The sequence below is a fragment of the Nocardia sp. CA-290969 genome, assembly GCF_050936135.1.
In the GTDB taxonomy this organism is placed as follows: Bacteria; Actinomycetota; Actinomycetes; order Mycobacteriales; family Mycobacteriaceae; genus Nocardia.
In genome coordinates this window covers 1,905,173-1,929,383 of the sequence record NZ_JBNJNJ010000001.1, presented here as the reverse complement: position 1 = coordinate 1,929,383, position 24,211 = coordinate 1,905,173, and the positions used below count along the sequence as shown (strand labels likewise).

Below are 24,211 nucleotides of genomic sequence, written 5' to 3'. Positions count from 1 at the left end.
CACGGTCACCGGCACTCCTGCCTGCGCCAATCGCAAAGCGCTGACACCGCCCCCGAAGCCGGAGCCGATCACCACCACCCGATGTTCTTCCCGAGTGAGTGGCACAGGGCCGGCCTGGGCCGCGGCCGGCGCCGGTGACCCGATCGCGCGTGACCCGATGAGACCCGCGCCGGCGACGGCGGCGCCGGCCAGCAGTGATCGGCGCGTGATTTGCTTCATCAATCAATCCTTCGGTGCTTCGTGTTCTCGGAGAGGCGCCGCCGGATCCGCGAAAATGGGCACGGCTGTAGCGCACACCACCGGCCGGCGATGCGCGTGGTACTACGAGGCTGTGACCGCGGAGCGGGAACCTGCCCGGCACCATTTCTCGTGCCGGGTCAGGCGGTTCGGCGCCGGATCGTCAGTCGATGGTGCAGCCGGAGACCGGCTTGCCGGCCAAACGATCCAAGAGATAGGTGATTGCGTTGTCGGGACCGAATCCGTCGATCATCTCCGGCCCGAAATGGTTCGGGATCGTGGTTCCGGGCAGCAGCGGCGGCAACTCGTTTGTGCGGAATTCGACCGTCGCACCCTTGGCGCACCAGTCGTCGGCCAGCTGCCGGGCCTGGTTGTAGGGCACGGTGTCATCGTTGCGTCCGCTGGTGATCAGCACCGGCGAGGCCGGGGTGAGCGTGCCCACCCGGAGATCGGCCAGGGCCGGCGCGGCTTCCGGCATGGCTTGCAGATGGGCGCCGAGGGGTTGCCCGTCGTGGGTCAGCGAACTGGTCTTCAGGAAGGGGTAGCGGGTGATGATGTCGCCGATACAGGCGTCGCTCAGTGCCGCCAGCGTGTCGCGACCGTACTGGCTGGTCACCCGGTCGACCGCTTTTTCCAGGTCGGGATAGCGCGCCAGCAAACCGTTGATGGCGAAACCGATCGCCCCGCCGATGAGAGCCCCGTCGATCCGCTCGAGAATCGCCGCCAGGTCGGCCACCGGACCACCCGCCCAGGTGCCCTTCAGATTCAGTTCGGGCGCATAGTCCGGCGCCATCTCGGCCGCCGCGGCGACCGCTCCGCCGCCCTGGGAGTAGCCCCAGAACACCAGCGGGGTATCGGGGCCGGTGCCCGCGAGGTTGTTGGCCGCCCGCGCGCCGTCGAGAACGGCATGCGCCTCCTCGATGCGGTTCGCGTACGTATGGACACCCGGCGTGCCCAATCCGACGTAGTCGGTCACCAGCACCCGCGCGCCGAGGCGGCTCCACACCGCCGACGACGGCAATTCCTGGTTCGCCGACAGGGACGGCGAGGGGTCGGTGGTGATCGTGACCCCCGTCGAGAAGGCCTTCGACATCGCGCACCGGTCACCCTGGCCCGAGGTGCCGGGACCGATCACGACCGTCGGCCGCGGACCCGCCCCCAGCCACGGGCCCGCCGCATCGATATAGGTCCCGGTGACCGCGACCGGGGAACCGTCCTGCAACCGGGTGGTGTACATGATGTGCTCCGCCTTGCCCGGCCACCCCTGGTCGGACGGCAGCGTGGCCAGCAGCGACATCGGCTGGGTCCGGATCACCGTGCCGGGCTCGGCCGGGATCTGCCCGGGCGGGGTGTAGAACCCGTCCGGCGCGGCCGCGGCCTCGGGCTGATGCGTCGTCACCACCGCTACCGCGGCCGCACAGACGACGGCCACCGCGGCCGCTGCCATCCGAACGCCGCGGGGTAGCACTCTCCGCCGTGAATTCTGCCGGTACTGCTGGTACATCGAAACCTCTCCGTGAACCTCTACCCAGGACCCGGTGTCCGGGTGTCCCGAGTCACGCAGCCGTGTCCCGATGAAGCGCGTCACAGCTGCGGCGTACCGGACAGTAACATAGTTACCCGATCTGTCCACCCGGTCGCGCCGAGTATCGCGCTGCTCCGACGCGCCGGTAGCCACCCGGGCTCGTTACCGTGTACAGGTGAGTCGAGTACCGAAAGCAGCACCCGCCGATCAGATCGTCGATGTGGTCCTCGACCTGCTGCAAAACGAAGGTTACGAGGCGGTCCAGCTCCGCGAAGTCGCACGCCGCGCGCACGTATCACTGGCCACCGTGTACAAGCATTTCGCCGATCGCGACGAACTGATCGTCGCCGCGGTCCAGCACTGGATGGCCACCCACAGTTTCACCGCCATGCAACGACCGCAGCCGGGAGAAACGCTGTACGCAGGCCTGATGCGGGTGCTCGGATACGTGTTCCAGCCGTGGGAGCGCAACCCACGCATGCTCGAGGCCTACCATCGCGCGCGCACCGGTCCCTGCGGACATCGCCTCGACGCCAAGGGCGTCGAGGCGATGCAACCGATCCTCACCGCGCTCTTCGAGCGGGCGGACCCCACCTACGTCGAAGACATCTCGCTGGTGCTGAACAACCTCACCTACGCGCTGATCGGCCGCTTCGCCGATCACAGCCTCGAGATCACCGAAATCCTGCCCATCCTCGACCGCGCGGTCTATCGCCTGACCCACGACAACGCCGCCGAGGCGGCCGCCGCCATATCCGGTGAGAACCGGCAATCCGGCCCCGACTCGACGGTGATCGCCTCGCTCGCAACACCTTTCCGGGCACCGGATCGAACGGAGAACTGAGCGGCCGCCGGCCGGGGACGCCACTCGGCCGCCGAAACCGACCGTTCACCGCAGAATCCGTGACACTCACCGAAGGCGGCATCGGGACAGCGCTTCGCCCACGCCCGGTTCGCCTACGTTTGCCGGCGAGGAAGTAACCGCAACAGGTGTCCTCGATGCGACGCCGCCATCGTGGCAGCATCCGTGATTCGGCCGACGGAGCCGGTACCACCCCACTGTCTCCCGCGCCGCCCAGTACACGACGAGCACCGCCCGGGCCTTCGGGCCGCTCCGGCCGGCACCCCGGCTCGCGAACGAGTGCGTGATCGTAGGACGAACGGTTTCCACCACGGCGGCCGGTAGAACGGCCGCATCGGGCGCGGATGTATGCCCGTCCACCGGCTCGACGAAGAGTAGGCGAAATGCACAGTTGTCATGCACCTGCGGCCCGGTCCACGACGCCCGTCGTGTGGTCCCCACGACCGGCAGCGAGGTGGATGCGGTGAGATCGACCGATTCGCGTACCGCGCCGAAACGCACCGCACCGGCCGGGCGATGCGCAGCCGTCATCACACTCGCCATCGCGGCATCGGTGCTGACCGGCTCCACCACCGCCACCGCGCAGCCGGGTGATCGACACTGCGACCGGGACCGATTCGTCGCGGCGTGGACCGCCAGCCCCACCGATTCGCTGACCCCGGTGGATGCTTCCGGAGGGCCGGTGCCACTGGCCGTCGACGACCAGACATTCCGCATGGTCATCACCCCGAACCTCGGCGGCGAGCAGCTACGGCTGCATCTCACCAACCGCTTCGGGCAGGGACCGGTCACCTTCGGCGAGGTCACCGTCGGGGAACAAACCGAAGGAGCAGGCGCGACCCGCATCCAGCCGGTCACCTTCGGCGGCAACCGATCGGTCACCGTTCCCGCGGGGGCCGATATTGTCAGCGACCCGTTACCATTGCGAACCACCTCCGCACAGCCCCTGGTCGTCGGTATCCACGTTGCCGGCCGGGCCGGTCCGCCCACCAAGCACTGGAACGCCAACGCGACCTCCTACTACTCCCCCGCGGGCAGTGGCAACCTCACCGGCTCGCCGGCGGCCGGCCCGTTCACCGCCCGGACCGGGTCCTGGCTCTACATCCACGCCCTGGACGTGCTCGCACCGGCCGGCACGCATGCCGTGGTGGCGTTCGGCGACTCCATCACCGACGGGTTCGTCGGGACGACCCCCGCGGGGATTCCGGCCGACCGAGCTGTCGCCGACACCGACACCCGGTACCCCGATTTCCTCCAGCGCAGACTCGACGACGCGGGCATACCCGTCTCGGTGGTCAACGCGGGTATCGGCAGCAACCGGGTGGTCACCGGCGGCGAACCGTTCCTCTTCGGTCCCAGCGCCGTCGCCCGATTCGAACGCGACGCGCTGAATCAGGCAGGTGTCAGCGGTGTCCTGGTGCAGGAGGGCATCAACGACCTCGGGCTGCCACCGCCGGCCACCGCCGACCAGGTGATCGCCGGCTACGAGCAGCTGATCACCGCGGCACACCGCGCCGGGAAGAAGATCTGGCTCGGCACTCTGCTACCTGCCTCGGACGCCCTCGTCAACGGTGTGCTGCTGACGCCCGAGAGCGAACAGCATCGCCAGGAGATCAACACCTGGATACGCACCCAGCAACTCGCCGACGGCATCGCGGATTTCGACGCCGCCCTGCGCGATCCGCACAACCCCGCGACGCTGCGGGCCGACTACTCCAGCCCCGACCGCCTGCACCCCAGCCCACACGGGTACCGCGCGATGGCCGAGGCCGTCGAACTCGCCATGATCGCCCGGCACCCCGGGTGCTGACCGCGCTAACGGCCGCCCTTCAGAGCACGTAGTCCTGCTGCCATGAATTCCGGGGTGGCCTCGGCCGCCCGGCCGGCGGCCGAACCCGCGTCGGAACCGTGCCGGGCGCGGTGGGTGATACCTTCGCCGATCACGCCGAGTTTGAAATTGGCGAGGGCGAGGTAGAAGCCCCAGTCGCCGAGGTCGCGACCCGACGCCGTGGCATAGGTCTGGGCGAGCGCGTCGGGTGCGGGCATCCGGTCGCTGGTCCAGGCGGCGCGGGAGCCGAGCACCAGGTCGAACACCGGGCTCCGGTACACACACATCAGCGCGGCATCGGTGAGCGGATCGCCGAGGGTGGACAGTTCCCAGTCGACCACGGCCCGCACCCGGCCGGGGTCGGCCGTGTCGAGGATGGTGTTGTCGATGCGGTAGTCGCCGTGCACGATCGAGGCCGCCGATTCCGCCGGCACCGCGTCCACCAGTGCCGCGTGCAGGGCCGCGACATCGGCGAGCTCGCGGGTCTTGACCCGTTCCCATTGCGAGGCCCAGAGATTCACCTGCCGGGTGAGGAATCCGGCGGGCCGGCCGAACTTCTCCAGGCCCACCGCCGCGGGGTCCACCGCATGCAACTCGGCGAGTACCCGCACCAACTCCGTGACAGCGGTGTTCACCTGCTCGTCGCCGAGCGTGGCGAGGTCGTCCTGGTCGCGGATCACGGCCCCGTCGACGAATTCGACGACGGTCATCGGCGCGCCGAGCGCGGTGCCTTCCGCGTCGAACGCGATCGTTTTCGCCACGGGTACCGCGGAGTGCTGGAGCGCATCGGTCACCGTGTATTCGCGTGCCATATCGTGCGCGGACGGGGTGAGCCCGGCCACCGGTGGGCGGCGGACCACCCAGCGCGAGACGTCGTCGGCCGCGGTGAAGGTCAGGTTCGACCGGCCACCGCTGATCAGTTCCACTCGTAATTCACCGCGGACCTCGACACCCTGATCGCGCAGGAAGCGCTCGAGCGCGGTTACGTCCATGCCCGGCAGGTTCATTCGCTGTCCCGCAGCGCGCGTTTGGCGGCACCGACGGTGCGTTTGGCGATCGCCCACCGATGGACCTCCGAGGGTCCGTCGTAGATCCGGAAGGGGCGCACCTCACGCGAGAGCCGTGCCAGCGGCAGGTCACCGGAGACCCCGAGCCCGCCGCACATCTGCATACTGCGGTCGACGATCCGGAAGATCGCCTCGGCCGCATAGGTTTTCGCGATCGAGGTGGCGTTACCGGCGGATTCGCCGCGATCGAGTTCCCAGCAGGCGCGGGTCAGCAGAGCCCGGGTGGCGGCGATATCGATTTCGTTGTCGGCGACCATCTTCTGGATCATGCCGAGATCGCCCAGCTTCGACCCGAACCCCTCGCGGCGGGCGACTTGGGCCACCGCCACATCGTGTCCGCGGCGGGCGGCACCGAGCCACCGCATCACATGCGTCATCCGGGCCGGCCCGAGCCGGACCTGCGCGTATTCGAAACCGCGGTCCACCTCACCCAGCACCGCCGAGTCGGGCACCAGCAGATCCTCGAAGAACACCTCGCAGTGGCCGCCGACCATCGACCGGTCCAGCGTGTCGAGATGGCGGCCCACCCGGATGCCCGGGGTGCCGGCCGGGGCCAGGAACATCGTCGCGCCGCCCCGGTCCCCCGGTTCGCCCGAGGTACGCGCCATGATGATGAAGAAACCCGCACCATCCGCGCCGGTGATGAACCATTTGGTGCCGTTGATGCGCCAGCCGCCCTCGGCCCGGACCGCGCGGGTGGTCAGCGCGGCGGGATCCGATCCGGCGCCGGGAGCGGGTTCGGTCATCGCGAACGCCGACCGGACGTCACCGTGCGCGAGGGGAGCGAGGTACTGCGCTTTCTGCTCCGGGTTCGCAATATGGGCGAGCATGTGCACATTGCCTTCGTCGGGGGCAGCGATATTCAGTGCCGTCGGCCCGAACAGGGAGTACCCGGCCTCCTCGAAGACCGGTGCCCGGTCCGACATCCCCAGGCCGTGCCCGCCGTATTCGACCGGTGCATGTGGCGCGAATACGCCCGCGTCTTTGGCCGCCTGCTGCAACTCCACGCGGAACTTGTCACCACCCGCGGCGGCGATATCGCCGTCGTGCGCGTCCTCCAGCGGGACGACGTGTTCACGGATGAAGTTCCGGGTCCGATCGACAAGCGCTTGCACCTCGCCGGGTAGGGAAAGATCGATCGCCACGGGTTGAATCCTCCATCTCGTTCGCCGAACGCTCGCTCGGCAACCACCGTGTTGACAGGGTGACATGGCAAGATAATTGCTGTCAATCGCAGGTCGGCATCAAGCGCCCGTGTTCAGCTATCCTGAACACCATGGGCGACACGGACAGGGATCCACAGAGCGTGGGGGCAAGAGTGCGGCAGGCCAGAAGCGCGGCCGGTCTCTCGTTGCGCGCGGCCGCGCAACGGATCGGGGTCAGCCCGGCGACCCTCAGCGCCGTGGAGAACGACAGGACCGGCATCTCCGTTCCGCGGCTGCGCACACTGGCGACCGCCCTCGGCACCACGGTGTCCTGGCTGGTCGGCGAACAGGAATCGACCATGACCGCGGCCGCGCGGCCGAACAGCGGCGGCGCGGACATTGCTGGATCGGACACCGGGTCGCCCGACGCCTGGCGGAAGTTCCCGCCGATGGATATCGACCCGGTCCTCGCCGCGGCCATCGCCTCGTTCGTCGAGACCGGGTACCACGGCGCCACCATGCGCTCGATCGCGCGGCGCGCGGGGATGAGCGTTCCCGGCGTGTATCACCACTACCACGACAAGCAAGAGTTGCTGGTGCGGGCGCTCGATCTGACCATGGCCGAATTGCACTGGCGGGTGCGCGCGGCCCGGCGCGAAGCGGACACCGGATGGGCCCGGGTATCCCACGTCGTCGAGGCCTTGGCGCTGTTCCACACCCACCGTCGCGAGCTCGCGTTCATCGGAGCCAGCGAGATGCGCAGTCTGAACCCGGACAACCGGATACGAATCACCAACTCACGCAACGAAATCCAATACATCCTCGACGCGGATATCGACGCCGCCCTGAACGAGGAGAACCTGCCGACCGGCCGGGCCCGGGTCGCGGGCCGCGCCATCACGACGATGTGCACCTCACTACCCCAATGGTTCCGTCTCGACGGGCCCGCGACTCCCGAACAGATCGCCGTCGAGTACGCCGGATTCGCCCTCGGTCTCCTCGGGGTCCGGGATCGTCGATCCGGTGTCCCGGACTGCGCGCGCTGACCGCGACGCAGCGACGATCCGGATTCCGGAACCGCGGCGGCGGACGCTGCGGGCGCCGGAGCATCGGCGCCGAACGTGGCACGTTTGGCGGTTCGGGGCGGGGGTATCGCGCGGAGTGACTCCGGCCCGGTAGTGGCGACCGTGCCCGGGTCGTGAAGTCAGCCGGGCCCGGACGATCGGAGGAGCGATGCCTGCTGAACCGAGTGTGCGCATTCCCTTGCCCGTCGAGGACGTCTTCACGACCCTCGCCGATGGCTGGCTGTACGGGTTGTGGGTTGTCGGTGCCACCCATATTCGCGACGTCGACGAGGGCTGGCCGGAGGTGGGCACGCGTATCCACCACAGCGTCGGAGGGTGGCCGCTCACCCGGCAGGACACCACGGAAGTGCGCGCGGTGGACCCACCGCATCGGCTCGAGCTCGTCGCCCGGCTGTGGCCTGCCGGCAAAGCCGATATCCGCCTGGACCTGGTCGAACTGGAACCGGACCTCACCGAGGTACGGATGGCCGAGCAGATCAGCGACGGACCCGGACGCCTGTTACCGTCCGCCGCGCAGGACCTCGTGCTGGTACCGCGTAACAGAGAATCCCTGCAGCGGCTCAGAGCGCTGGCCGTCGGCCGGTCTTCTCGCACCCGTAGCTGATTTCTCCGGCGCCCGAGCCCGGGGCCGCGGTGACGGTATCGGCCGCCGTTGGCCGCCGGCTCCGATGTGTCGGGCGACCGATCCGCGCCTCTTCATGCCGCTTCGGCACCGGCCGACCCACTCGCCGGTTCCGTAATCCGCGTTTCACGTCGTGTCGGCAGAACACTCGGCATCACGCTGCGTCGTTTATCAGCCGATACCGCGTACGGTCTTTCCAACGGGGCCGTCCGGGTCCCCCGGCAGAAGGACGCGCCGATGTCCGATAAGTCTCCGCGCAGTTCCACATCGAAGAAATCCGGTAAGACGCTGAAGGAAAAGCGGGCCGACAAGAAGGCCAAAGCCGATAAGAAATCCGAGACCGAATCCGCTCTCCAGCCGAAACACTAACCCCGCTCCGCGCACCGCGGAGGCGCCGGCCGTGCCGGATCAAGGCAACAGTCTCGGCATCGCGCACGACGCCCTTGCAGGACTGCGTGGACGAGTCGATGCCGGCGACGAGTGGCCTGCTTTCGAAGTTATTGCACAGCCTTGCTCGCCACCCGTTCGATCGCGTCCATCGTCTGCTGCAGCGCGAAGGCCGGGTTCAGTTCCAGCGCCTCGGTGGTCTCTTCATAGATCAGGATGTGCCCGGCCGGAAAGAAGTACGCCTCACCCGCGGTCGCCACTTCGTCCGGCAGGCCGGTATCCGGATAGGTGGCGCGAACCGTTCCGGTGAAAACGTAACCGTAGTGCGGACATTGGCAGACGCCGCCCGGAAACCCCGCCGCTTTGTACAGCTCGGTGCAATCACGTGCTCCCGCGGTGACGGTGTAGCCGATTTCCATATCGCCCCACTGCGCGGAGCGGAACCCGGCCCCGCAGGTGGGCCAGCGGCCACCGCCGCCCGCGGGCAGTTGATCCAGTTTCGAATGCGGCACGGCAATCTCCCACTCAAGAATGTGACTCGCTTCACGGTAGAACACGACTCTCATTCTGCGGAGCGAAACTCTCCGATCCGGGTCACAGAATCCGGCTCAGGAACTGCTGTGTTCGCGGGTGCCGGGGGTTGTCGAAGAACTGGTGCGGCGGCGCATCCTCGACGATCTTCCCGTCGCTCATGAAGACCACCCGGTCGGCGGCGGCCTTCGCGAAACCCATTTCGTGACTCACCACCACCATCGTCATCCCCTCGTCGCGCAACCGCAGCATCACCTCGAGCACCTCGTTGACCATTTCGGGGTCCAGCGCGGAGGTGGGTTCGTCGAACAGCATGACCTCCGGTTTCATCGCCAGCGCCCGGGCGATGGCGACCCGCTGCTGCTGACCGCCGGACAGCTGCGACGGGTAGTTCTCGCCCTTGTCGCCGAGACCGACCAGCTCGAGCAGTTCACGCGCCTGGCGCCGGGCGTCGTCCACCCGGGTGCCGCGCACATGCCGTGGGCCTGCCGCGATGTTGTCGAGCGCCGTCATCATCGGAAACAGATTGAAATTCTGGAACACCATTCCCGTGTGATGGCGCTGTTTGGCGATTTGCGCCTCCGACAAGGCCGTTCGTTTACCGTCGTCGGAGAAACCCATCATTTCGCCACATACCCGGACGGTGCCGGCATCGACGGTCTCGAGGCAGTTCAGGGTCCGCAGCAAGGTGCTCTTCCCGCTTCCCGAGGGCCCCAGCAGCAGGACGACCTCACCCTTCCCGACCGAGAAGTCGATATCGTCGAGGACGACGAGATCGTTGAAGGCCTTGGTCAGATTCCGGACCTCGATCATGGTCGTGGCCTGTTGTATCGCGCTCGTCATCGGTTCACAGCCTCGGCTTCCATCGCACTGTCCTCCAGGACTTTTGTCGCCGGTGCGCCCTTGCGGCGATAGTTGCGGTCGTAGCCGCGGCCGACGCGCGCTTCGAGCATGCGCTGGATCAACCCCCACAGGGTGGTGAGCACCAGGAAGTAGAGCGCGGCCGCGCAGAGCCCCTCGAGTACCCGGAAGTTCACTTGCACCAGGAACTGGGTCCGGCGCAGAAGTTCCTGTACCGAGATCACCGAGACGAGGGTCGTCGTTTTCAGCAGGCCGTTGAAACTGTTGCCCAGCGGCGGGATCATCACCCGCAGCGCTTGCGGGAGGACCACGACCCGGAACACCTTGGCGGGCGACATTCCCAGGGCCCGGGCCGCCTCGGTTTGACCGGCGGGGACCGCGAGCAGACCCGACCGGACGATCTCGGACAGATAGGCCGCTTCGTTGAGCACCAAGCCGAGCAACGCGGCCTGGATAACACCCAGTTTGATACCGACCTGCGGCAATCCCGTGTAGATGATCACCAACTGCACCAGCAACGGGGTGCCGCGCATGAGCCAGACATAGAAACCGGATACCGCCCGCAGCGGCAGGAATTTCGACGAGCGCGCACCGGCGACCACGATGGCCAGCGCCAGGCCCAGCACCATGCTGACGACGGTGAGCCAGATGGTGACCCATGCCCCTTCCAGCAGCTGGTCACTCGTGAGGATGGAAAAGAATGCGTCCCAGGACCACATGGGGATGCCTTTCGACTAGTACGCGCGTTCAGCTCTCGAGTGGTCCGGTACTGACGGCGATTTCTCCGTCGTAGGCGGGGACACCGTACTGATCGAACAGTTCTTGCAGTGAGCCGTCGCTGCGCATCTCCGACAGCACCCGGGCGACCTCGGTCGCGGCCTTACTGCCCTTGGCGAAGCCCAGGGCGAGCGGGGCCTCGTTGATACCGCCGACGGCGGTCTCGAAGCGGCCGTCCTTCTGATAGAAGGAGGTGACCGATTCGACGATCGAGGCGCCGTCGATCTGGCCGGCCGAAAGCGCCTGGTAGGCATCGGCGTTGGTCTTGAACGTCTGCACCTTCAGCGGCGGTTTGCCCGCGGCGGCGAACTGTTCCGCGAGTGCGGTGAGGGTGTCGAACTCGTATCCGGGGGCTTCGACGCCGATGGTCTTCCCGGCGAGATCGTCGACGGTCGAGATCGACTCCGGGTTACCGGAGGGCACCGAGATGGAGACCGCCTGCACTTCATAGGGCACCAGGTCGATGGTTTCGGCGCGGGCCGGCGTGTAGAACATGCCGGTGTCGATCATGTCCCAGCGGCCACTCTGCACGCCCGGGATCTGTGCCTCGAATTCGATATTGACGAATTCGGTTGCCAGGCACAGTCGCTTCGCGATTTCGCGGCCCAGGTCGACGCGCATCCCGATCACCTCGCCGTCGGCGTCGACGTACTGCATCGGCGGGAGGGTCGCATTGGTCGCGATCGTCAATGTGCCCTCCTCGGCGAGATCGGCGGCACCCAGCGCCGGGGTGCAACCTGTCGGGGCGGCATTCTCGTCCGCCGCCGAACTACATCCGGTGAGACCGGCGGCCACTACCACGGCAGCGGCGATTCCGATGATTTTGCGCATTGACGAACCTTTCGATATCGACTGCCCGGCAGCAGCGATCGGGCGAATATGCCCAGGGAAATTCTTCGACCATCCATGGGATCGATTGCATGAAGACTGACAGAACGGGCGGGGGCCGTCAATACCGTTAACACGCCCGACACGGGAGGAATCATCTTTTAACGATCCGGCCGTGGAAGCCCGCCGCTCGCGCGTATTCACAAGCCACTCCCCACGGCGCGGCACGAGGCGCGTTCCACCAGCCGGGCCCCGATCCGGTACGTCCGCCCGTCCGGTTCCGCGGAGTCGTTGATCTGCTGGAACAGCAGGTCCATGGCCAGGTTGGCCAGTTGCGCGGCACCGTTGTCGACCACCGTGATCGCCGGCTGCCACATCGCCAGCCACGGCATATCCTCGTGGCAGATCAGCGACAACTCCCCCGGGACGGAGACGCCCCGGCTCACCAGCGTGGGCAGAATGCCGAACACGGCTTCGTGATTGGCCGCGTAGAGCGCCGTCATCGGTTCCCCGCTGTCGAGCAGCGAATTCACCGCTTCGGCGCCGAACTCGGTGGTGAACGGGCCCTTCCGCACGATCGCGTCGTCCACCTCGATCCCGGCATCGGCCAGGGCCGACCGGTAACCCGCGAACCGCTCCCGGCCCGAGGTGGCCTCCGCGGTGCCGCCGATGTACCCGATGCGCCGGTGCCCGAGCGCCACCAGGTGCGCTGTCGCGTCCCGGGCGCCCTCGACGTCGTCGGCGAGCACCGTCGAGGCCCTGCTGCCCTGGACCGACCGGATGAGGTTGACCACCGCCCGGCCCTGCTTCAGCAGGGCATTCGATGCCTGCGCACTCCGCCCGCTGCCGATGACGATGGTCCCGTCCACCCCGTGTTCGCCCAGCATCGCCAGCACATCGTTCTCCCGGGCCGGATCGGCATCGGTGATGCACAGCAGGACCTGGAATCCGGCGGCCGACGCCCGTTTGTGCACGACCTCGGCGATGGCATGGAAAGACGCGTTGATCAGGTTGTTCATCACCAGCCCGAGCAGGTGCGAGCGGTTCGAGCGCAACGCGCTGGCCGCCCGGTTGGGGCGATAGCCGAGTGTGCGCGCGGCGTCTTCCACCGCCGCCCGCGTCTGCGGGGAGATCAACGACGATCCGCTCAGCGCGCGCGACGCCGTACTGCGCGAAACACCCGCAGCGACCGCCACGTCGACCAAAGTGACCGCCATCGGTCCTCCATTTCTCTCGGTCCGTACTCCGGACACCCACATTCGACAGGGCCCGCGTTACGACTGCGTTTCCGGGCTTGACTGGGTGGCGCTGTCGACGGCAGTCTATGCAATCGATCCCATAGATGTTCGGTAATCGACGGAATTTCGAATTCCGCCCGCTCGGAAGGCAGCCCATGAACCGCGATGATGTCGCGTGGTCCGGATACTGGCCCGCGGCCCCCACCCCCTTCACCCGCTCGGGTGACCTCGATACCGACGCCCTCGCCGAACTGATGCAGCTCTACGCGCGCATGGGGGTGGACGGGGTGCTCGTCAACGGAAGCACCGGCGAGTGGTTCAGCCAGACCGGCGACGAACGCCGCACGGTCGCCGAGGTGGCCGTCGATGCGGTGGCGGGACGCTTCCCGGTCGTCGTCGGCGTGAGCGCCTATACCGCGCGGGAGTCCGCCGACCTGGCGAAGCACGCCGCGGCCGCGGGAGCCGACGGGGTCCTGGCCACCCCGCCGCCGTATGTCCACACCTCGGCGGAGGAAACGGTGCAGTTCTTCCACACCGTGTCCACCGCGACCGCCCTGCCGTTCATGGTCTACAACTGGCCGCGCGGCGTCTCCCTGGACATGGGGACGATTCCGGGACTGTTCGCCCGGCTGGCCGGCCTCGGCAATGTCGTGGCGATCAAGGACAGCACCGGCGACTGGCTGTCCATGCTCGACACCGTCGAGGCCGTCTCGGACCGGGTCCGGGTGTTCGGAAGTTTCCTGCACCGCCGGGGTCTCGCGACGCTGCTCGAACTGGGCGGCGACGGCAATATCGACGGCGGGGGTGTCGGCGCCCCCTTCGCGGTGCCGTTCTATCGGGCGGTCGCGGCCCGGGACGCGGATACGGCCCGTACCTGGGCGGACAAGTACCGGGCTCTCTCCGGACGGCTGATCAATCCCGACTACAGCGGCGTCTACGCCTCCCCCATTCCGCAGCTGAAGGCTGTGATGAATCTGCTGGGCCAACCGGGCGGCGCGGTGCGGGAACCGCTGCTGCCGGTGACGGATGCGCCGACGCTCGACGCGCTTCGTGCCGTCATCGCCGAGTCCGGGATCGCGGAAGCCTCCGAACTCACCGTAGGAGCGGGCCGTGCCGGCTGAAGTGGACGCCGTCGTCGTCGGCGCGGGAATCGTGGGCGCGGCCACCGCGCTGGCGCTGACCCGATCGGGTCTCCGGGTCGCCGTACTCGACCGCACGGTCCCCAATACCGCGGGGTCGGGAACCACCGCCGGCAATCTGCACATCCAGACCATTCACACCCGGCGCCCCGGTCAGGGCACGGCCGTCGACGTCGAGAAACTGCTTCCGCTCCAGAAGGCCACGAGTGGTCTGTGGGATATGCTCGGCGAGACCGTGTCCGGTCTCGGCCTCAATCGCTGCGGTGGTTTCATGGTCGCCGAAACCGAGGACCAGGTGCGCGCGCTGCACACCAAACAGCGCTGGGAACAGGCGGCGGGCATACCCACCGAGGTGCTCACCGGCGCCGAGGCCCGGCGCGCGCTCCCCTTGCTCGGGCCCACGGTCGAAGCCGCCACCTGGTGCGCCTGGGACGGTTTCGCCGAACCCGATCTGGCCGGGCCGGCCATGCTCCGGCAAGCGGTCGCCGAAGGCGCGAGCCTGCATCCCGATACCCCGGTCACCGGCCTCGACCGCACGAGCGGCGGATGGCAGGTGACCACCGCGGCGCAGACCTGGTCGACTCCCGTGGTCATCAATGCCGCCGGCCCCTGGATGGCCGCGATCGCCGCGCTGGCGGGTGTCGCCCTGGACCTGACACCCCGGTCACTGCAGATGCACTCGCTCGACGCCGCACCGAACACCCTCGAGGTGCTGGTACAACACGTCGGCGAGGGAATGTCGATCAAACAGGATCGGCGTAACCGGCTCGTCCTGGGCGGCGGATGGCCGGCGGGCGCGTTCCACGACCGAGCAGCGGCACCCCTGCGCGACGACAGCACGGCCGGCAATCTCGCGCAGGTAGAACGTCTGCTCCCCGCATTACACGGACCATTGCTCGACGCCTGGACCGGACCGGTCGTCACGACACCGGACGAGATGCCCGTGATCGGCCGGCTGGACGCGGCGCCGGGACTTTTCGTCGCGGGCGGCACCTATTCCTTCACCTTCGCACCGCTGTGGGCACAGATCCTCACCGCGATGGTGCACGAGAAGGCGCCCGGTATCGACGTATCGGCCTTCACGCCGGCCCGTCTCGTCCAACCACACGCTCACTGAAGGAGCAGATTTCCATGGCAGTTGTCACGATGTTCGTCAACGGGCAGGCAATGTCCGGCGGCACGCTGCACGACGCGCTGCATCGCGCGCGTTTCCTCGGCCCGGTCGAGACGGCACCGCGCTACCGGTTCTATTCGGTGCGCGATGAATTCCCCGGCCTGCACCCGGTCGGCACCGGCGGCTTCGTCGTGCCGGGCGAACTCTACGAAGTCGAATACGACGTCCTGCGCGAGGAACTGCTTCCGCGGGAGCCGGAAGAACTCGAACTGGGGGTCATCGAACTGGCAGACGGGCGCGGATCCCTATCGATGCGGATGCGCAAGGAGTCACTGGACGCCCCGGGCGTCATCGATATCAGCGATCGCGGTGGATGGGTCGCCTACCGGGGGGCAACGCGATGAAGGTCGTACGCGGCGGAACCGTTGTCGAAGCACACTGGTCGGGTCCGGCGGATCTGCTGATCGACGGCGAAACGATCGTGGCCGTGCTCGCCCCCGGCGCCGAGGCCGACCCCGCGGCCGAGATCATCGATGCCACCGGCAAACTCGTCCTACCCGGGGGTGTCGACCCGCACTGCCATGTCGGGTTCACCTCCGGTGAGTTCACCTCGCTGGATTCCTACCGCGAATGCACCACGGCGGCGGTGTTCGGGGGGACGACCACCATCATCGACTTCGCCATTCCCCGTCCGGGTCAGCAGCCTCTCGAGGCCGCCGAGATCCAACGCGCGAAAGCCGGTGACGGGCTGTGCGATTCGGCCTTGCACGCCTGCGTCGTCGAATGGGACGACACCACAGCCGGCCAGCTGGCCACCCTGGCCGATGCCGGTATCCGCACCGTGAAGATGTTCACCACGTACGCGGGCGAGACGATGGCCGACGAACACACCATCCTCAATACGATGCAGACCACCCGCGACCTCGGCGGCATGGTGGTCATCCATTGCGAATCCGATGCCATTGTCACCGACGCCCAGCGGTTCGCGGCGGCTTCCGCCGGTATCGATGCCACGCATATGGCGAAGACCCGGCCGGAGCTGGCCGAAACCGCCTCTGTCGCCGCGATTCTGGCGATTGCCGAATCACAGCAAGCGCCTGTCTACTTCGTGCACCAATCGACGGCGGCGGCCGTCGAATTGGTCGCGGACGCGCGTAAGCGCGGGTTGATCGCGTTCACCGAAGCGGTAGCCCATCATCTGACCCTGGACGACACCGCCTACAGCGGCAGTGATCCGGAACGTTTCGTCTGCTGCCCGCCGCTGCGTTCGGCGGAGATCGTCGAAGGGCTCGGCCGCCACCTGTTCACCGGCCAGATCACCACCGTCGGGTCCGACCACTGCTGTTACGACACGGCGCAGAAGCAACTGCACCGGCACGATGTCCGGCATATGCCGAACGGCCTGCCCGGTGTCGAAACGCGTCTACCGGTGATCTTCTCGCACTACGTCGGCGGGCTGGGGTTGACCCCGAGCCGATTCGTCGAACTCACCGCGGCGAACCCGGCCCGCACCAACGGTTTGTATCCGAGGAAGGGGTCACTGATGCCCGGCGCGGACGCCGATATCGTCCTCTGGGATCCCGACCTCGAATGGACCGTCACCACCGAGGCCTTGCATATGGCGACCGATTACACGCCGTACGAAGGACTGCGGGTGCGCGGGAAACCGGTCACCGTGCTCGTCAGGGGTACGGTCGTCGTGCACGACGGAAACCTGGTCGACGCCACGCCGCGGGGCCGGCACCTCGAGGCGGCACCGCTGGATTTCCGGCTCTGCTGATACGCGTTCACCGCCGCGCGGGGTTCGGCGGTCGCCGCCACGAGCGGCGACCGACCCATCCCTGTGTTCGCGGCTGTATCCGTTCTGCCCGTGCCTATTTCAGGAGACTTCCGGCATCCACCGGAAGCGGAAGCCCGGTGATGTAGCGGGCTTCGTCGGAGGCGAGGAAGAGTACCGCGTTGCTGATATCCACCGGTTCGACCCAGCCCACCGGCAGGACGTGCATGAGCTGGGCTACCGGGGCGAAATCGTCGGGTCCGGGGTTCTCCAGGTCGGGACGGAACAACTTCATCGTCCCCTCGTTCATGAACATCGGGGTGTTCACGTTGGTGGGCAGGACCGAGTTCACCCGGATGAAGTGCTGGCCGAGCTCCACGGCGAAGCTGCGCATCAGGCCGATGACTCCGTGTTTGGCGGCGATGTAGTGGCCGGTGTTGGGATAGGCCTTGAGACCGCCGACCGAGCTGGTGAGGACGATCGATCCCCCGCCCGCGGTCAGGAGATGCGGAACACCGGCCTTCACCGTTTTCCACACACCGGACAGATTGATGTCGATCATGGTCTGCCAGTCCGGTTCACTGGTCTTGTCCAGGGTTTCGCCGCCGTTGCCGATACCGGCGTTGGCCACGATGACGTCGAGGCGGCCCAGTTGTTCCACCCCGTTGTCGAGTGCGGTTTTCAGGGCGTCGTAGTCGCGGACGTCGACCTGTTCGGTCACGATCCGCCGGCCGTGGTTCTTGACCAGGTCGGCGGTCTCGGCCAGATCTTCCGGCGTCGACGGGGCGATATCGTCACTGCCACTGACCGGCGCACAGACGTCGACCGCAATGATGTCGGCACCTTCCTGCGCCAGCCGGACCGCGTGGCTGCGGCCCTGCCCGCGTGCTGCTCCCGTGATGAAGGCGACTTTGCCTTCGACCCGCCCGGCCATATTCCACCTCGTTCTGTCGTCGAACGGCCACCACGCAGAACCGGCGGCCGTGGAGATCGATCAAATGTTGATCGATCGATAAAACTGTGACAGCGGCGACGGGAACTGTCAACGACGAACCGGCTATTCGGGCCGGCGGGCGCCCCGGGTGGTCGCGACCGGTGGCCGATAGCGGCTCATCAGATCCTCGACGAAAACTCGCAGCTCGTCGTGCCCTCGGCGCATACCCACCGCGCCTTCGTTGCAGAGGATCCGGGCCGCGCCGGTGAGCAACATCGACACGACGACCGGCGGGAACTCGGCGAGGTCGACCCCGCACGAGCGCAGGACGAGGGTGACCGCGGCGGTTTCGATATCGCGGACCCGTTCGGCGAACACCTTCAGCTCCGCTCCCACCGCCTTGCGATGGTTGGCCAGCGCCATGAACTCGGTGTTCAGCTGGGTGAACCGGGCATCGGTGTTGATCTCCCACAACACCTGCAGCGGGTCATCGGCGGTCAGCGCCTGGCGCATCCGCTCGAGCGCCCGCTCCGCACCGGCGCGCAGCACCGCGACGAACAGGTCGTCCATCGTCGGGAAGTAGTAGTACACCAGAGTCGATTTCACCCCGGCCACGGCCGCGACCCGGCGGGAGGTCGCCGCGGCGTACCCCTCCTCCCGGATGATCTGAGCGGTCGCCTCCATGAGCCGCAGCCGGGTCCCGGTGTCGTCGGTTTTGGCCGCACGCTTCGCCGGCATTCAGCGGCACCGCCCGAATTCACGGCCGACCGGCCCCGTCACGAGGCGGGTCGCAATCCTTGACGGCCCGAAATGCCACATGGTAACCATGGTGCACTCTAACATTTTATCGATCGATCAACTTTCGGCGAGGCCCGGCGGACCGGCACCTCGCACGGATCGACGAGACAGCGAACGGTCCCGCGGTGTCACCGCGCGGGCCTGCATCGAAAGGCTGCGAGCCGATGACCGACCTTGCCGCACGGGATTTCTTCTCCGACGAAGCCATCGCCCAGGACCCCTACGAGTACCTCGACCGGCTGCGCAGCCGGAACCCGGTATTCCGGGAACCCCACTACGGGGTTGTCGCGGTGACCGGCTACGAGGAAGCCAACGAAGCCTTCCGCAACACCGCGGACTTCTCGGCGTGCATCTCCATCGGCGGACCGTTCCCGCCACTACCGTTCGAGCCGGCCGGTGACGACATCTCCGCCCAGATCGCCGCACACCGCCATTTGTTCCCGATCTTCGAGCACATGGTGACCATGGACCCGCCGGAGCACACTCGCGCACGGTCCCTGCTCAATCGCCTGCTCACCCCGAAACGGCTGAAGGAGAACGAGGACTATATGTGGCGGCAGGTCGACCGCCAGCTCGACGAATTCCTGGACGCCGGACGGTGCGAATTCCTCGGCGACTACGCGAAACCGTTCGCCACCCTGGTGATCACCGATCTGCTCGGCGTACCCGAAGCCGACCGGGAGCGGTTCCGCGAGACCCTGGCCGGCGACGACCGGTCCGGCCGGCGCCCCGGCGCCCTGGACCACGAACCGGTCGGCCGCAATCCACTGGAATGGCTGGACGAGACGTTCAGCGCCTATATCGCCGATCGCCGCCGCACCCCCCGCACCGATGTCCTCGGCACCCTGGCGACCACTCACTACCCGGACGGCACACTGCCCGAGATCATCGACGTCGTACGCCCCGCGACGTTCCTCTTCGCAGCCGGCCAGGAAACGGTGACGAAACTGCTCAGTTCCGCGGTACGAGTGCTGGCCGAGCGGCCGGATCTCCAGGAACGGCTCCGCGCCGACCGCAGCCTCGTCGGTAATTTCATGGAGGAAGCGCTGCGGATCGAAAGCCCGACCAAGGTCGATTTCCGGCTCGCCCGCCGGTCCACCTCGCTCGGCGGTGTCGATATCCCCGCCGGCACCGTGCTCATGCTCTGCATCGGCGCCGCCAACCGCGATCCCCGCAAATTCGACGACCCCGGCGAGTTCCGGCTCGACCGCCGCAATGCCCGCGAGCACATCGCCTTCGGCCGCGGTATCCACACCTGCGCCGGGGCGCCGCTGGCCCGGGTGGAGGGTCAGGTCACGCTCAATCGGATGCTCGACCGGATGCGCGATATCGCGATCGACGAGAGCGCGCACGGCACCACGCACCATTTCGAGTACGAGCCGACATTCCTCCTGCGTGGTTTGCGCGACCTCCACATCACTTTCACACCCGCCTGAACTCCCGAGGGAGGAGGATCCCGGCAGCAGGCCGGTCCCACCACAGGATGTGGCCGGCCCCTGCCCGGATGCCCGGAAGGTGTGTCCGCTCAACGTAGTTCGACGAATGAAGGTGACGCGACACGGCCACAGTGCCGTTACGGAAGGGTACGCAGCGTGGGTCGTTCGAGCCCGGAGGTTTCCACTGCGGCCAGCGTCTCGGCCGACGGCGGCGTGGCCAGCTGGGCGACCAGGGTATCCAGCAGTTGGCCGACATGCACCGCGAACGGGGCGACCACCGACCCCATCCGGCGCATACGGTGCCGATCCGCGCAGATATGCAGGCAGATCGCCGACGCCTGATGGATGCGGATATCCCGCAAGGGCTGGGGAACATGCTCGATCAGAGCCCCGACGCGGGCGTAGTAGGCACGCTCGGAGTCGCGGTGGGTGGCAGGCAGTTTGTCCAGCGGGTGTGTCTCACGCACGAGCTGCTGGAGGAACGAGAGGTAGTAGCAGTTGTCGTCCTCGGCCAGTTCCATCAACGGCAACTGATGGGCTTCGACGACGCGTCGCAGATCACCCGCCGGGACCCGGGCCTCCAGCAGCCGGCGGCGCCGTGTCAGATCCTCGACGCGGTTCAGCAGAATCGCCTCGATCAGACCCTGTTTGGACCCGAAGTGGTACTGCACCGCCGATTTGTTACCCATTCCGGCTTCGTCACCGATCCGGCGCAGCGGTACTCCGTCGAGGCCGTGTATCGCGTAGAGCCGTTCCGCGGTGAGCACGAGCTGCTGTTTGGCGGAGAGGCCAACGGGGGGTGCCGACTCGGTCATGGGTTCATCAAACCACCCCCTGGACTTTCTAAGGCATACGCCTTAATGTCAAATCACTCACATTAATTTTAAGTAGTTAGGCAGTCATATGGGGAGCTACCGGTCCGTGATGACCGTCGACCCACCCGAAGCAGCCACTCCGTTCGAGCGCGCGGCCCGCGACTTCGTCATCGATCAGGTGTGGTCACGTCCCGGATTGCCGCGGCGCGAACGGCGCTGGGTCACGCTGACCTGTGTCGGCGCGGCGGACGCACCGCAGCCGATCGAAGACCAGGTCTATGCCGCCCTCAACAGCGACGACATCTCCATCGACGAGATGCTCGAATTCGTCCTGCATTTCGCGGTGTACAACGGCTGGCCCAAGGCGTCGCACCTGGAAGGCGTCATCCGCCGGCAATGGGCCCGGGTGCAGAGCGAGCGGGGGCTCGAGGCGACCATCCGGCCGCCGGACAACGCCAGCCTGGGCTCGACCGATTGGGCCGAACGAATCGCGGAAGGCACCCGCGAATTCATCGACGTCAACCTCATTCCCGCCCCCACGCCGGAAACCCCCTACATCCACGCCGGAATCCTGAACTTCGTCTTCGGCCACGTCTGGCAGCGGCCCGGCCTGAGCCGGCGGGATCGCCGGTTCATCACCGTCGCCTCCGTCGCCGTCTGCGATTCCGCCCTGCCGCTGGCCTCCCATGTGGGCTCCGCACTGGAATCCGGCGATATCACCAAGGCCGAAATGGACGAGGTGGTCCTGCAACTCGCGGCCTACTCCGGTTTCGCCAAAGGCGAGGCCCTGCATTCCACGGCCGAAACCGCCTGGGCCCGGCTGGGCCACTGAGAAAGGACACAGCACCATGTCGAAACTGGACGGACGCGTCGCATTCATCACCGGAGCCGGTCGCGGTCAAGGCCGCGCCCACGCCGTACGCCTCGCCCGCGAAGGCGCCGATATCATCGGTATCGATATCTGCGCGAACGTCGCCTCGATGACCTACCCCAATGCGAGCGAAGCCGATCTCGCCGAAACCGAGAAAATGGTCCGGGAACTGGGCCGCACCATGATCGCCCGCAAGGCCGACGTGCGCGACTACGACGCACTCGGCACGGCCTTCCGGGACGGATACGAGCACTTCGGCCGTCTCGACATCATCGTCGCCAACGCCGGCATCATCCGGATGGGCCCCGAATCCGACGATTTCCTCGCCGACTGGAACGATGTCATCGACACCAACCTCACCGGCGTCTATCACACGATCCGCGCCGCGCTCCCGGCCCTGCGCGAAGGTGGCCGCGGCGGGTCCATCGTCATCACCAGCTCCACCGCCGGGCTCAAGGCCTCTCCCTCGCTCAACGCCAGCGGTAACGCCTACGCCGCCGCCAAACGCGGTGTCGTCGCACTGATGCAGGGACTCGCCGGCTACCTCGCACCCGAATGGATCCGCGTGAACACCATCCACCCGACCGGTGTCGCCAGCGGGATGACCCTCAACGACGCCATGCGCGAACTGATGGAACAAGCCGCCGCCGGCGGCCAGAATTCGATCTCCGGTATGCAGAACGCCCTCCCCCTGCAGATGCTCGAGGCCGAGGACATCGCGAACGCCGTCGCCTTCCTCGTCTCCGACGAAGCGAAATTCATCACCGGCGTCCAATGGCCCCTGGACGCGGGATTCATGATCCGCTGACCGCACGGCCGGTCACGCACACCGACGAGCAGAGACTGCCATGACCACCAGCCCCGCCACACCCCTGCCACCGGACACCCTGCCCACCGGCCTGCTCATTGCGGGCGACTCGGCCAAAAGCGCGTCCGGCAGCACCCACCAGCACATCTACCCCGCGAACGGCCGGCCCAACGCGACCGTCGAGATGGCCGGCGCCACCGATATCGACCGCGCGGTCCGCTCCGCTGCCGAAGCTCAGCGCGAATGGATCTCTTACACCCCCGAGCGACGCCGCGACCTCATGATCGACCTCGCCGACGCGGTGCGCGCCGATACCGAACTCCTGGGCCGGCTGAACGTGCACGACTTCGCGGTGCCGATCCTGATGAGCCCCGGCCACGCCGCGCTCGCCGAGAAGTACATCCGCTATTACGCCGGCCATATCGACAAAGCCAACGGCTCCAGCACACCGGTTTCCGACAAATTCGATATCAACCTGATCGAACGCGAACCGTACGGCGTGGTCGGGGTGATCGCGCCGTGGAACGGGCCGCTGGTCGTCATCGGCCTCGGGGTGGCGGCCGCGCTGGCGGCCGGAAACGCCGTCGTGCTCAAACCCTCGGAGTACGCACCGTTCACGCCACTGCGATTCGGGCAGCTCTGCCTCGACGCCGGGATGCCACCCGGCCTGGTGAATGTCGTGCCCTCGGGCCCCGAAGGCGGGGAAGCACTGGTCCGTCATCCCGGTATCGGCAAAATCCACTTCACCGGTGGCGGGCACACCGCCCACACCATTCTCGCCGCCGCCGCGCACAACCTCACCCCGGTCAGCACCGAACTCGGCGGCAAATCGGCGAACCTGGTCTTTGCCGACGCCGACCTGGACAGCGCCGCACAGCTGGCCGCATTCCAGGGGCCGCTCGGCCAATCCGGGCAGAGCTGCGCCTGCGGTAGCCGGATCCTGGTGCAGAACTCGATCTATGACCGCTTCATGGAAAAGTTCCTGGCAATGGTCAACGCCGCGCCGATCGGCGACCCGTTCGACCCCCAGATCCTCGTCGGCCCGGTGATCAGCCAGGCCGCCACCGACCGGATACTGCACACCATCGACCGCGCGCGGACCGAAGGTATGGGCGAACTGGTCACCGGCGGCCGTCGCCTCGGCGGCGAACTCGCCGCCGGCTACTACCTCGAACCCACCGTCTTCACCGACGTCGACAACCGGTCGCCGCTGGCACGGGAGGAAACCTTCGGCCCGGTCGTCTCGATCATGCGATTCGACGACGAAGACCAGGCCATCGCGCTCGCCAACGACACCACCTACGGCCTCAACGCCTTCATCCAGACCCGCGACCTCACCCGCGCCCACGGGGTGGCCCGCCGGCTCGCCGCCGGATCCGTCTGGATCAACCGCAACAGCGACCTCTCACCCCAAAGCCCCTACGGGGGATACAAACACAGCGGCACCGGCCGCGCGGGCGGACTCGAAGGTTTGCACGAATTCCAGCAGGTCAAGAACATCCGCATCGCGATGCCGTGAGCACCCG

General features: G+C 67.2%; 24 protein-coding genes. 13 read left to right on the top strand and 11 right to left on the bottom strand.

What is annotated here, in order from left to right:
- Window positions 1-400: 400 nt before the first annotated feature.
- Entirely contained in the window at window positions 401-1,684 is a 1,284-nt protein-coding gene (locus tag ACQEVO_RS09065; protein WP_432910897.1) for a lipase family protein, read from the bottom strand.
- Window positions 1,685-1,937: 253 nt separating this feature from the next.
- Here ACQEVO_RS09065 and ACQEVO_RS09060 point away from each other — a divergent pair, with 253 nt between their 5' ends.
- Window positions 1,938-2,606 carry a TetR family transcriptional regulator gene (locus ACQEVO_RS09060; RefSeq protein ID WP_432910896.1) on the top strand — a complete coding sequence of 223 codons (669 nt, stop codon included), beginning with the start codon at window positions 1,938-1,940 and terminating at the stop codon, window positions 2,604-2,606.
- A gap of 481 nt (window positions 2,607-3,087) precedes the next feature.
- Window positions 3,088-4,434, top strand: coding sequence for a GDSL-type esterase/lipase family protein (locus tag ACQEVO_RS09055; protein WP_432910895.1), 1,347 nt, complete (start codon window positions 3,088-3,090; stop codon window positions 4,432-4,434).
- 5 nt (window positions 4,435-4,439) lie between these two features.
- Here ACQEVO_RS09055 and ACQEVO_RS09050 read toward each other — a convergent pair whose 3' ends face one another.
- Both ACQEVO_RS09050 and ACQEVO_RS09045 read right to left on the bottom strand, forming a co-directional pair.
- Window positions 4,440-5,444, bottom strand: a complete 1,005-nt coding sequence (locus ACQEVO_RS09050) for a phosphotransferase family protein (protein ID WP_432910894.1) — start codon at window positions 5,442-5,444, stop codon at window positions 4,440-4,442.
- Window positions 5,445-5,455: 11 nt separating this feature from the next.
- Window positions 5,456-6,664 carry an acyl-CoA dehydrogenase family protein gene (locus ACQEVO_RS09045; RefSeq protein WP_432910892.1) on the bottom strand — a complete coding sequence of 403 codons (1,209 nt, stop codon included), beginning with the start codon at window positions 6,662-6,664 and terminating at the stop codon, window positions 5,456-5,458.
- A gap of 131 nt (window positions 6,665-6,795) precedes the next feature.
- On the opposite strand from ACQEVO_RS09045, the gene ACQEVO_RS09040 reads away from it, so the two are divergent.
- The 3 genes from ACQEVO_RS09040 to ACQEVO_RS09030 all read left to right on the top strand — a co-directional run bounded on the left by ACQEVO_RS09040 (window position 6,796) and on the right by ACQEVO_RS09030 (window position 8,740).
- On the top strand, window positions 6,796-7,710 hold the full coding sequence (locus ACQEVO_RS09040; protein WP_432910890.1) for a TetR family transcriptional regulator: 915 nt from the start codon (window positions 6,796-6,798) through the stop codon (window positions 7,708-7,710).
- A 187-nt stretch (window positions 7,711-7,897) separates the two neighbouring features.
- Entirely contained in the window at window positions 7,898-8,353 is a 456-nt protein-coding gene (locus ACQEVO_RS09035; RefSeq protein ID WP_432910888.1) for an SRPBCC family protein, read from the top strand.
- Window positions 8,354-8,608: 255 nt separating this feature from the next.
- Complete coding sequence (locus ACQEVO_RS09030; protein WP_432910886.1) at window positions 8,609-8,740, top strand: hypothetical protein; 132 nt, start codon at window positions 8,609-8,611, stop codon at window positions 8,738-8,740.
- A 128-nt stretch (window positions 8,741-8,868) separates the two neighbouring features.
- Here ACQEVO_RS09030 and ACQEVO_RS09025 read toward each other — a convergent pair whose 3' ends face one another.
- From ACQEVO_RS09025 to ACQEVO_RS09005, 5 genes are all read right to left on the bottom strand, one after another.
- Window positions 8,869-9,270, bottom strand: a complete 402-nt coding sequence (locus tag ACQEVO_RS09025) for a hypothetical protein (protein ID WP_432910884.1) — start codon at window positions 9,268-9,270, stop codon at window positions 8,869-8,871.
- Between the two features lie 82 nt (window positions 9,271-9,352).
- Entirely contained in the window at window positions 9,353-10,132 is a 780-nt protein-coding gene (locus tag ACQEVO_RS09020) for an amino acid ABC transporter ATP-binding protein (protein WP_432910881.1), read from the bottom strand.
- A complete protein-coding gene (locus ACQEVO_RS09015) occupies window positions 10,129-10,869 on the bottom strand; it encodes an amino acid ABC transporter permease (RefSeq protein ID WP_432910879.1) in 741 nt (246 codons plus the stop codon). The genes ACQEVO_RS09020 and ACQEVO_RS09015 overlap by 4 nt, the downstream gene beginning before the upstream one ends.
- A 28-nt stretch (window positions 10,870-10,897) precedes the next feature.
- Entirely contained in the window at window positions 10,898-11,758 is an 861-nt protein-coding gene (locus tag ACQEVO_RS09010) for an ABC transporter substrate-binding protein (protein ID WP_432910876.1), read from the bottom strand.
- A gap of 197 nt (window positions 11,759-11,955) precedes the next feature.
- Window positions 11,956-12,972: a LacI family DNA-binding transcriptional regulator gene (locus ACQEVO_RS09005; protein ID WP_432910874.1), complete on the bottom strand. Its 1,017-nt coding sequence runs from the start codon at window positions 12,970-12,972 to the stop codon at window positions 11,956-11,958.
- A 176-nt stretch (window positions 12,973-13,148) separates the two neighbouring features.
- On the opposite strand from ACQEVO_RS09005, the gene ACQEVO_RS09000 reads away from it, so the two are divergent.
- From ACQEVO_RS09000 to hydA, 4 genes are read left to right on the top strand one after another with little or no spacing between them, the layout of a single operon-like run.
- Window positions 13,149-14,114: a dihydrodipicolinate synthase family protein gene (locus ACQEVO_RS09000; RefSeq protein WP_432910871.1), complete on the top strand. Its 966-nt coding sequence runs from the start codon at window positions 13,149-13,151 to the stop codon at window positions 14,112-14,114.
- On the top strand, window positions 14,104-15,249 hold the full coding sequence (locus ACQEVO_RS08995; RefSeq protein ID WP_432910869.1) for an NAD(P)/FAD-dependent oxidoreductase: 1,146 nt from the start codon (window positions 14,104-14,106) through the stop codon (window positions 15,247-15,249). Before ACQEVO_RS09000 ends, ACQEVO_RS08995 begins: the two co-directional genes overlap by 11 nt.
- 14 nt (window positions 15,250-15,263) lie before the next feature.
- A complete protein-coding gene (locus tag ACQEVO_RS08990) occupies window positions 15,264-15,650 on the top strand; it encodes an allophanate hydrolase-related protein (protein WP_432910867.1) in 387 nt (128 codons plus the stop codon).
- Entirely contained in the window at window positions 15,647-17,026 is a 1,380-nt protein-coding gene (gene hydA / locus ACQEVO_RS08985) for a dihydropyrimidinase (RefSeq protein WP_432910865.1), read from the top strand. Before ACQEVO_RS08990 ends, hydA begins: the two co-directional genes overlap by 4 nt.
- Window positions 17,027-17,120: 94 nt before the next feature.
- Here the strand turns inward: hydA and ACQEVO_RS08980 are convergent, their stop codons facing one another.
- Both ACQEVO_RS08980 and ACQEVO_RS08975 read right to left on the bottom strand, forming a co-directional pair.
- Entirely contained in the window at window positions 17,121-17,957 is an 837-nt protein-coding gene (locus ACQEVO_RS08980) for a mycofactocin-coupled SDR family oxidoreductase (protein WP_280436096.1), read from the bottom strand.
- A gap of 123 nt (window positions 17,958-18,080) precedes the next feature.
- Window positions 18,081-18,695 (bottom strand): TetR/AcrR family transcriptional regulator, encoded by a 615-nt coding sequence (locus ACQEVO_RS08975; protein WP_432910862.1) that lies wholly within the window; start codon window positions 18,693-18,695, stop codon window positions 18,081-18,083.
- A 224-nt stretch (window positions 18,696-18,919) separates the two neighbouring features.
- On the opposite strand from ACQEVO_RS08975, the gene ACQEVO_RS08970 reads away from it, so the two are divergent.
- Complete coding sequence (locus ACQEVO_RS08970) at window positions 18,920-20,191, top strand: cytochrome P450 (protein ID WP_432910859.1); 1,272 nt, start codon at window positions 18,920-18,922, stop codon at window positions 20,189-20,191.
- Window positions 20,192-20,328: 137 nt separating this feature from the next.
- On the opposite strand, the gene ACQEVO_RS08965 is transcribed toward ACQEVO_RS08970, so the two are convergent.
- Window positions 20,329-21,006, bottom strand: a complete 678-nt coding sequence (locus tag ACQEVO_RS08965) for a TetR/AcrR family transcriptional regulator (RefSeq protein ID WP_432910857.1) — start codon at window positions 21,004-21,006, stop codon at window positions 20,329-20,331.
- Between the two features lie 109 nt (window positions 21,007-21,115).
- On the opposite strand from ACQEVO_RS08965, the gene ACQEVO_RS08960 reads away from it, so the two are divergent.
- Genes ACQEVO_RS08960 through ACQEVO_RS08950 form a run of 3 tightly spaced genes read left to right on the top strand, consistent with a single transcriptional unit; the run spans window position 21,116 to window position 24,204 of the window.
- Window positions 21,116-21,838: a carboxymuconolactone decarboxylase family protein gene (locus ACQEVO_RS08960; RefSeq protein WP_432910856.1), complete on the top strand. Its 723-nt coding sequence runs from the start codon at window positions 21,116-21,118 to the stop codon at window positions 21,836-21,838.
- 16 nt (window positions 21,839-21,854) lie between these two features.
- Window positions 21,855-22,685 (top strand): mycofactocin-coupled SDR family oxidoreductase, encoded by an 831-nt coding sequence (locus ACQEVO_RS08955; RefSeq protein ID WP_432910854.1) that lies wholly within the window; start codon window positions 21,855-21,857, stop codon window positions 22,683-22,685.
- Window positions 22,686-22,725: 40 nt separating this feature from the next.
- Window positions 22,726-24,204 (top strand): aldehyde dehydrogenase family protein, encoded by a 1,479-nt coding sequence (locus tag ACQEVO_RS08950; RefSeq protein ID WP_432910852.1) that lies wholly within the window; start codon window positions 22,726-22,728, stop codon window positions 24,202-24,204.
- Window positions 24,205-24,211: the final 7 nt, after the last annotated feature.

Coding starts and splice junctions, on each gene's coding strand:
- ACQEVO_RS09065 (WP_432910897.1), bottom strand. CDS start 1,684: ATGGCAGCGGCCGCGGTGGCCGTCGTCTGTGCGGCCGCGGTAGCGGTG.
- ACQEVO_RS09050 (WP_432910894.1), bottom strand. CDS start 5,444: ATGGACGTAACCGCGCTCGAGCGCTTCCTGCGCGATCAGGGTGTCGAG.
- ACQEVO_RS09040 (WP_432910890.1), top strand. CDS start 6,796: ATGGGCGACACGGACAGGGATCCACAGAGCGTGGGGGCAAGAGTGCGG.
- ACQEVO_RS09035 (WP_432910888.1), top strand. CDS start 7,898: ATGCCTGCTGAACCGAGTGTGCGCATTCCCTTGCCCGTCGAGGACGTC.
- ACQEVO_RS09030 (WP_432910886.1), top strand. CDS start 8,609: ATGTCCGATAAGTCTCCGCGCAGTTCCACATCGAAGAAATCCGGTAAG.
- ACQEVO_RS09020 (WP_432910881.1), bottom strand. CDS start 10,132: ATGACGAGCGCGATACAACAGGCCACGACCATGATCGAGGTCCGGAAT.
- ACQEVO_RS09015 (WP_432910879.1), bottom strand. CDS start 10,869: ATGTGGTCCTGGGACGCATTCTTTTCCATCCTCACGAGTGACCAGCTG.
- ACQEVO_RS09010 (WP_432910876.1), bottom strand. CDS start 11,758: ATGCGCAAAATCATCGGAATCGCCGCTGCCGTGGTAGTGGCCGCCGGT.
- ACQEVO_RS09005 (WP_432910874.1), bottom strand. CDS start 12,972: ATGGCGGTCACTTTGGTCGACGTGGCGGTCGCTGCGGGTGTTTCGCGC.
- ACQEVO_RS09000 (WP_432910871.1), top strand. CDS start 13,149: ATGAACCGCGATGATGTCGCGTGGTCCGGATACTGGCCCGCGGCCCCC.
- ACQEVO_RS08990 (WP_432910867.1), top strand. CDS start 15,264: ATGGCAGTTGTCACGATGTTCGTCAACGGGCAGGCAATGTCCGGCGGC.
- hydA (WP_432910865.1), top strand. CDS start 15,647: ATGAAGGTCGTACGCGGCGGAACCGTTGTCGAAGCACACTGGTCGGGT.
- ACQEVO_RS08980 (WP_280436096.1), bottom strand. CDS start 17,957: ATGGCCGGGCGGGTCGAAGGCAAAGTCGCCTTCATCACGGGAGCAGCA.
- ACQEVO_RS08975 (WP_432910862.1), bottom strand. CDS start 18,695: ATGCCGGCGAAGCGTGCGGCCAAAACCGACGACACCGGGACCCGGCTG.
- ACQEVO_RS08970 (WP_432910859.1), top strand. CDS start 18,920: ATGACCGACCTTGCCGCACGGGATTTCTTCTCCGACGAAGCCATCGCC.
- ACQEVO_RS08965 (WP_432910857.1), bottom strand. CDS start 21,006: ATGACCGAGTCGGCACCCCCCGTTGGCCTCTCCGCCAAACAGCAGCTC.
- ACQEVO_RS08960 (WP_432910856.1), top strand. CDS start 21,116: ATGACCGTCGACCCACCCGAAGCAGCCACTCCGTTCGAGCGCGCGGCC.
- ACQEVO_RS08955 (WP_432910854.1), top strand. CDS start 21,855: ATGTCGAAACTGGACGGACGCGTCGCATTCATCACCGGAGCCGGTCGC.
- ACQEVO_RS08950 (WP_432910852.1), top strand. CDS start 22,726: ATGACCACCAGCCCCGCCACACCCCTGCCACCGGACACCCTGCCCACC.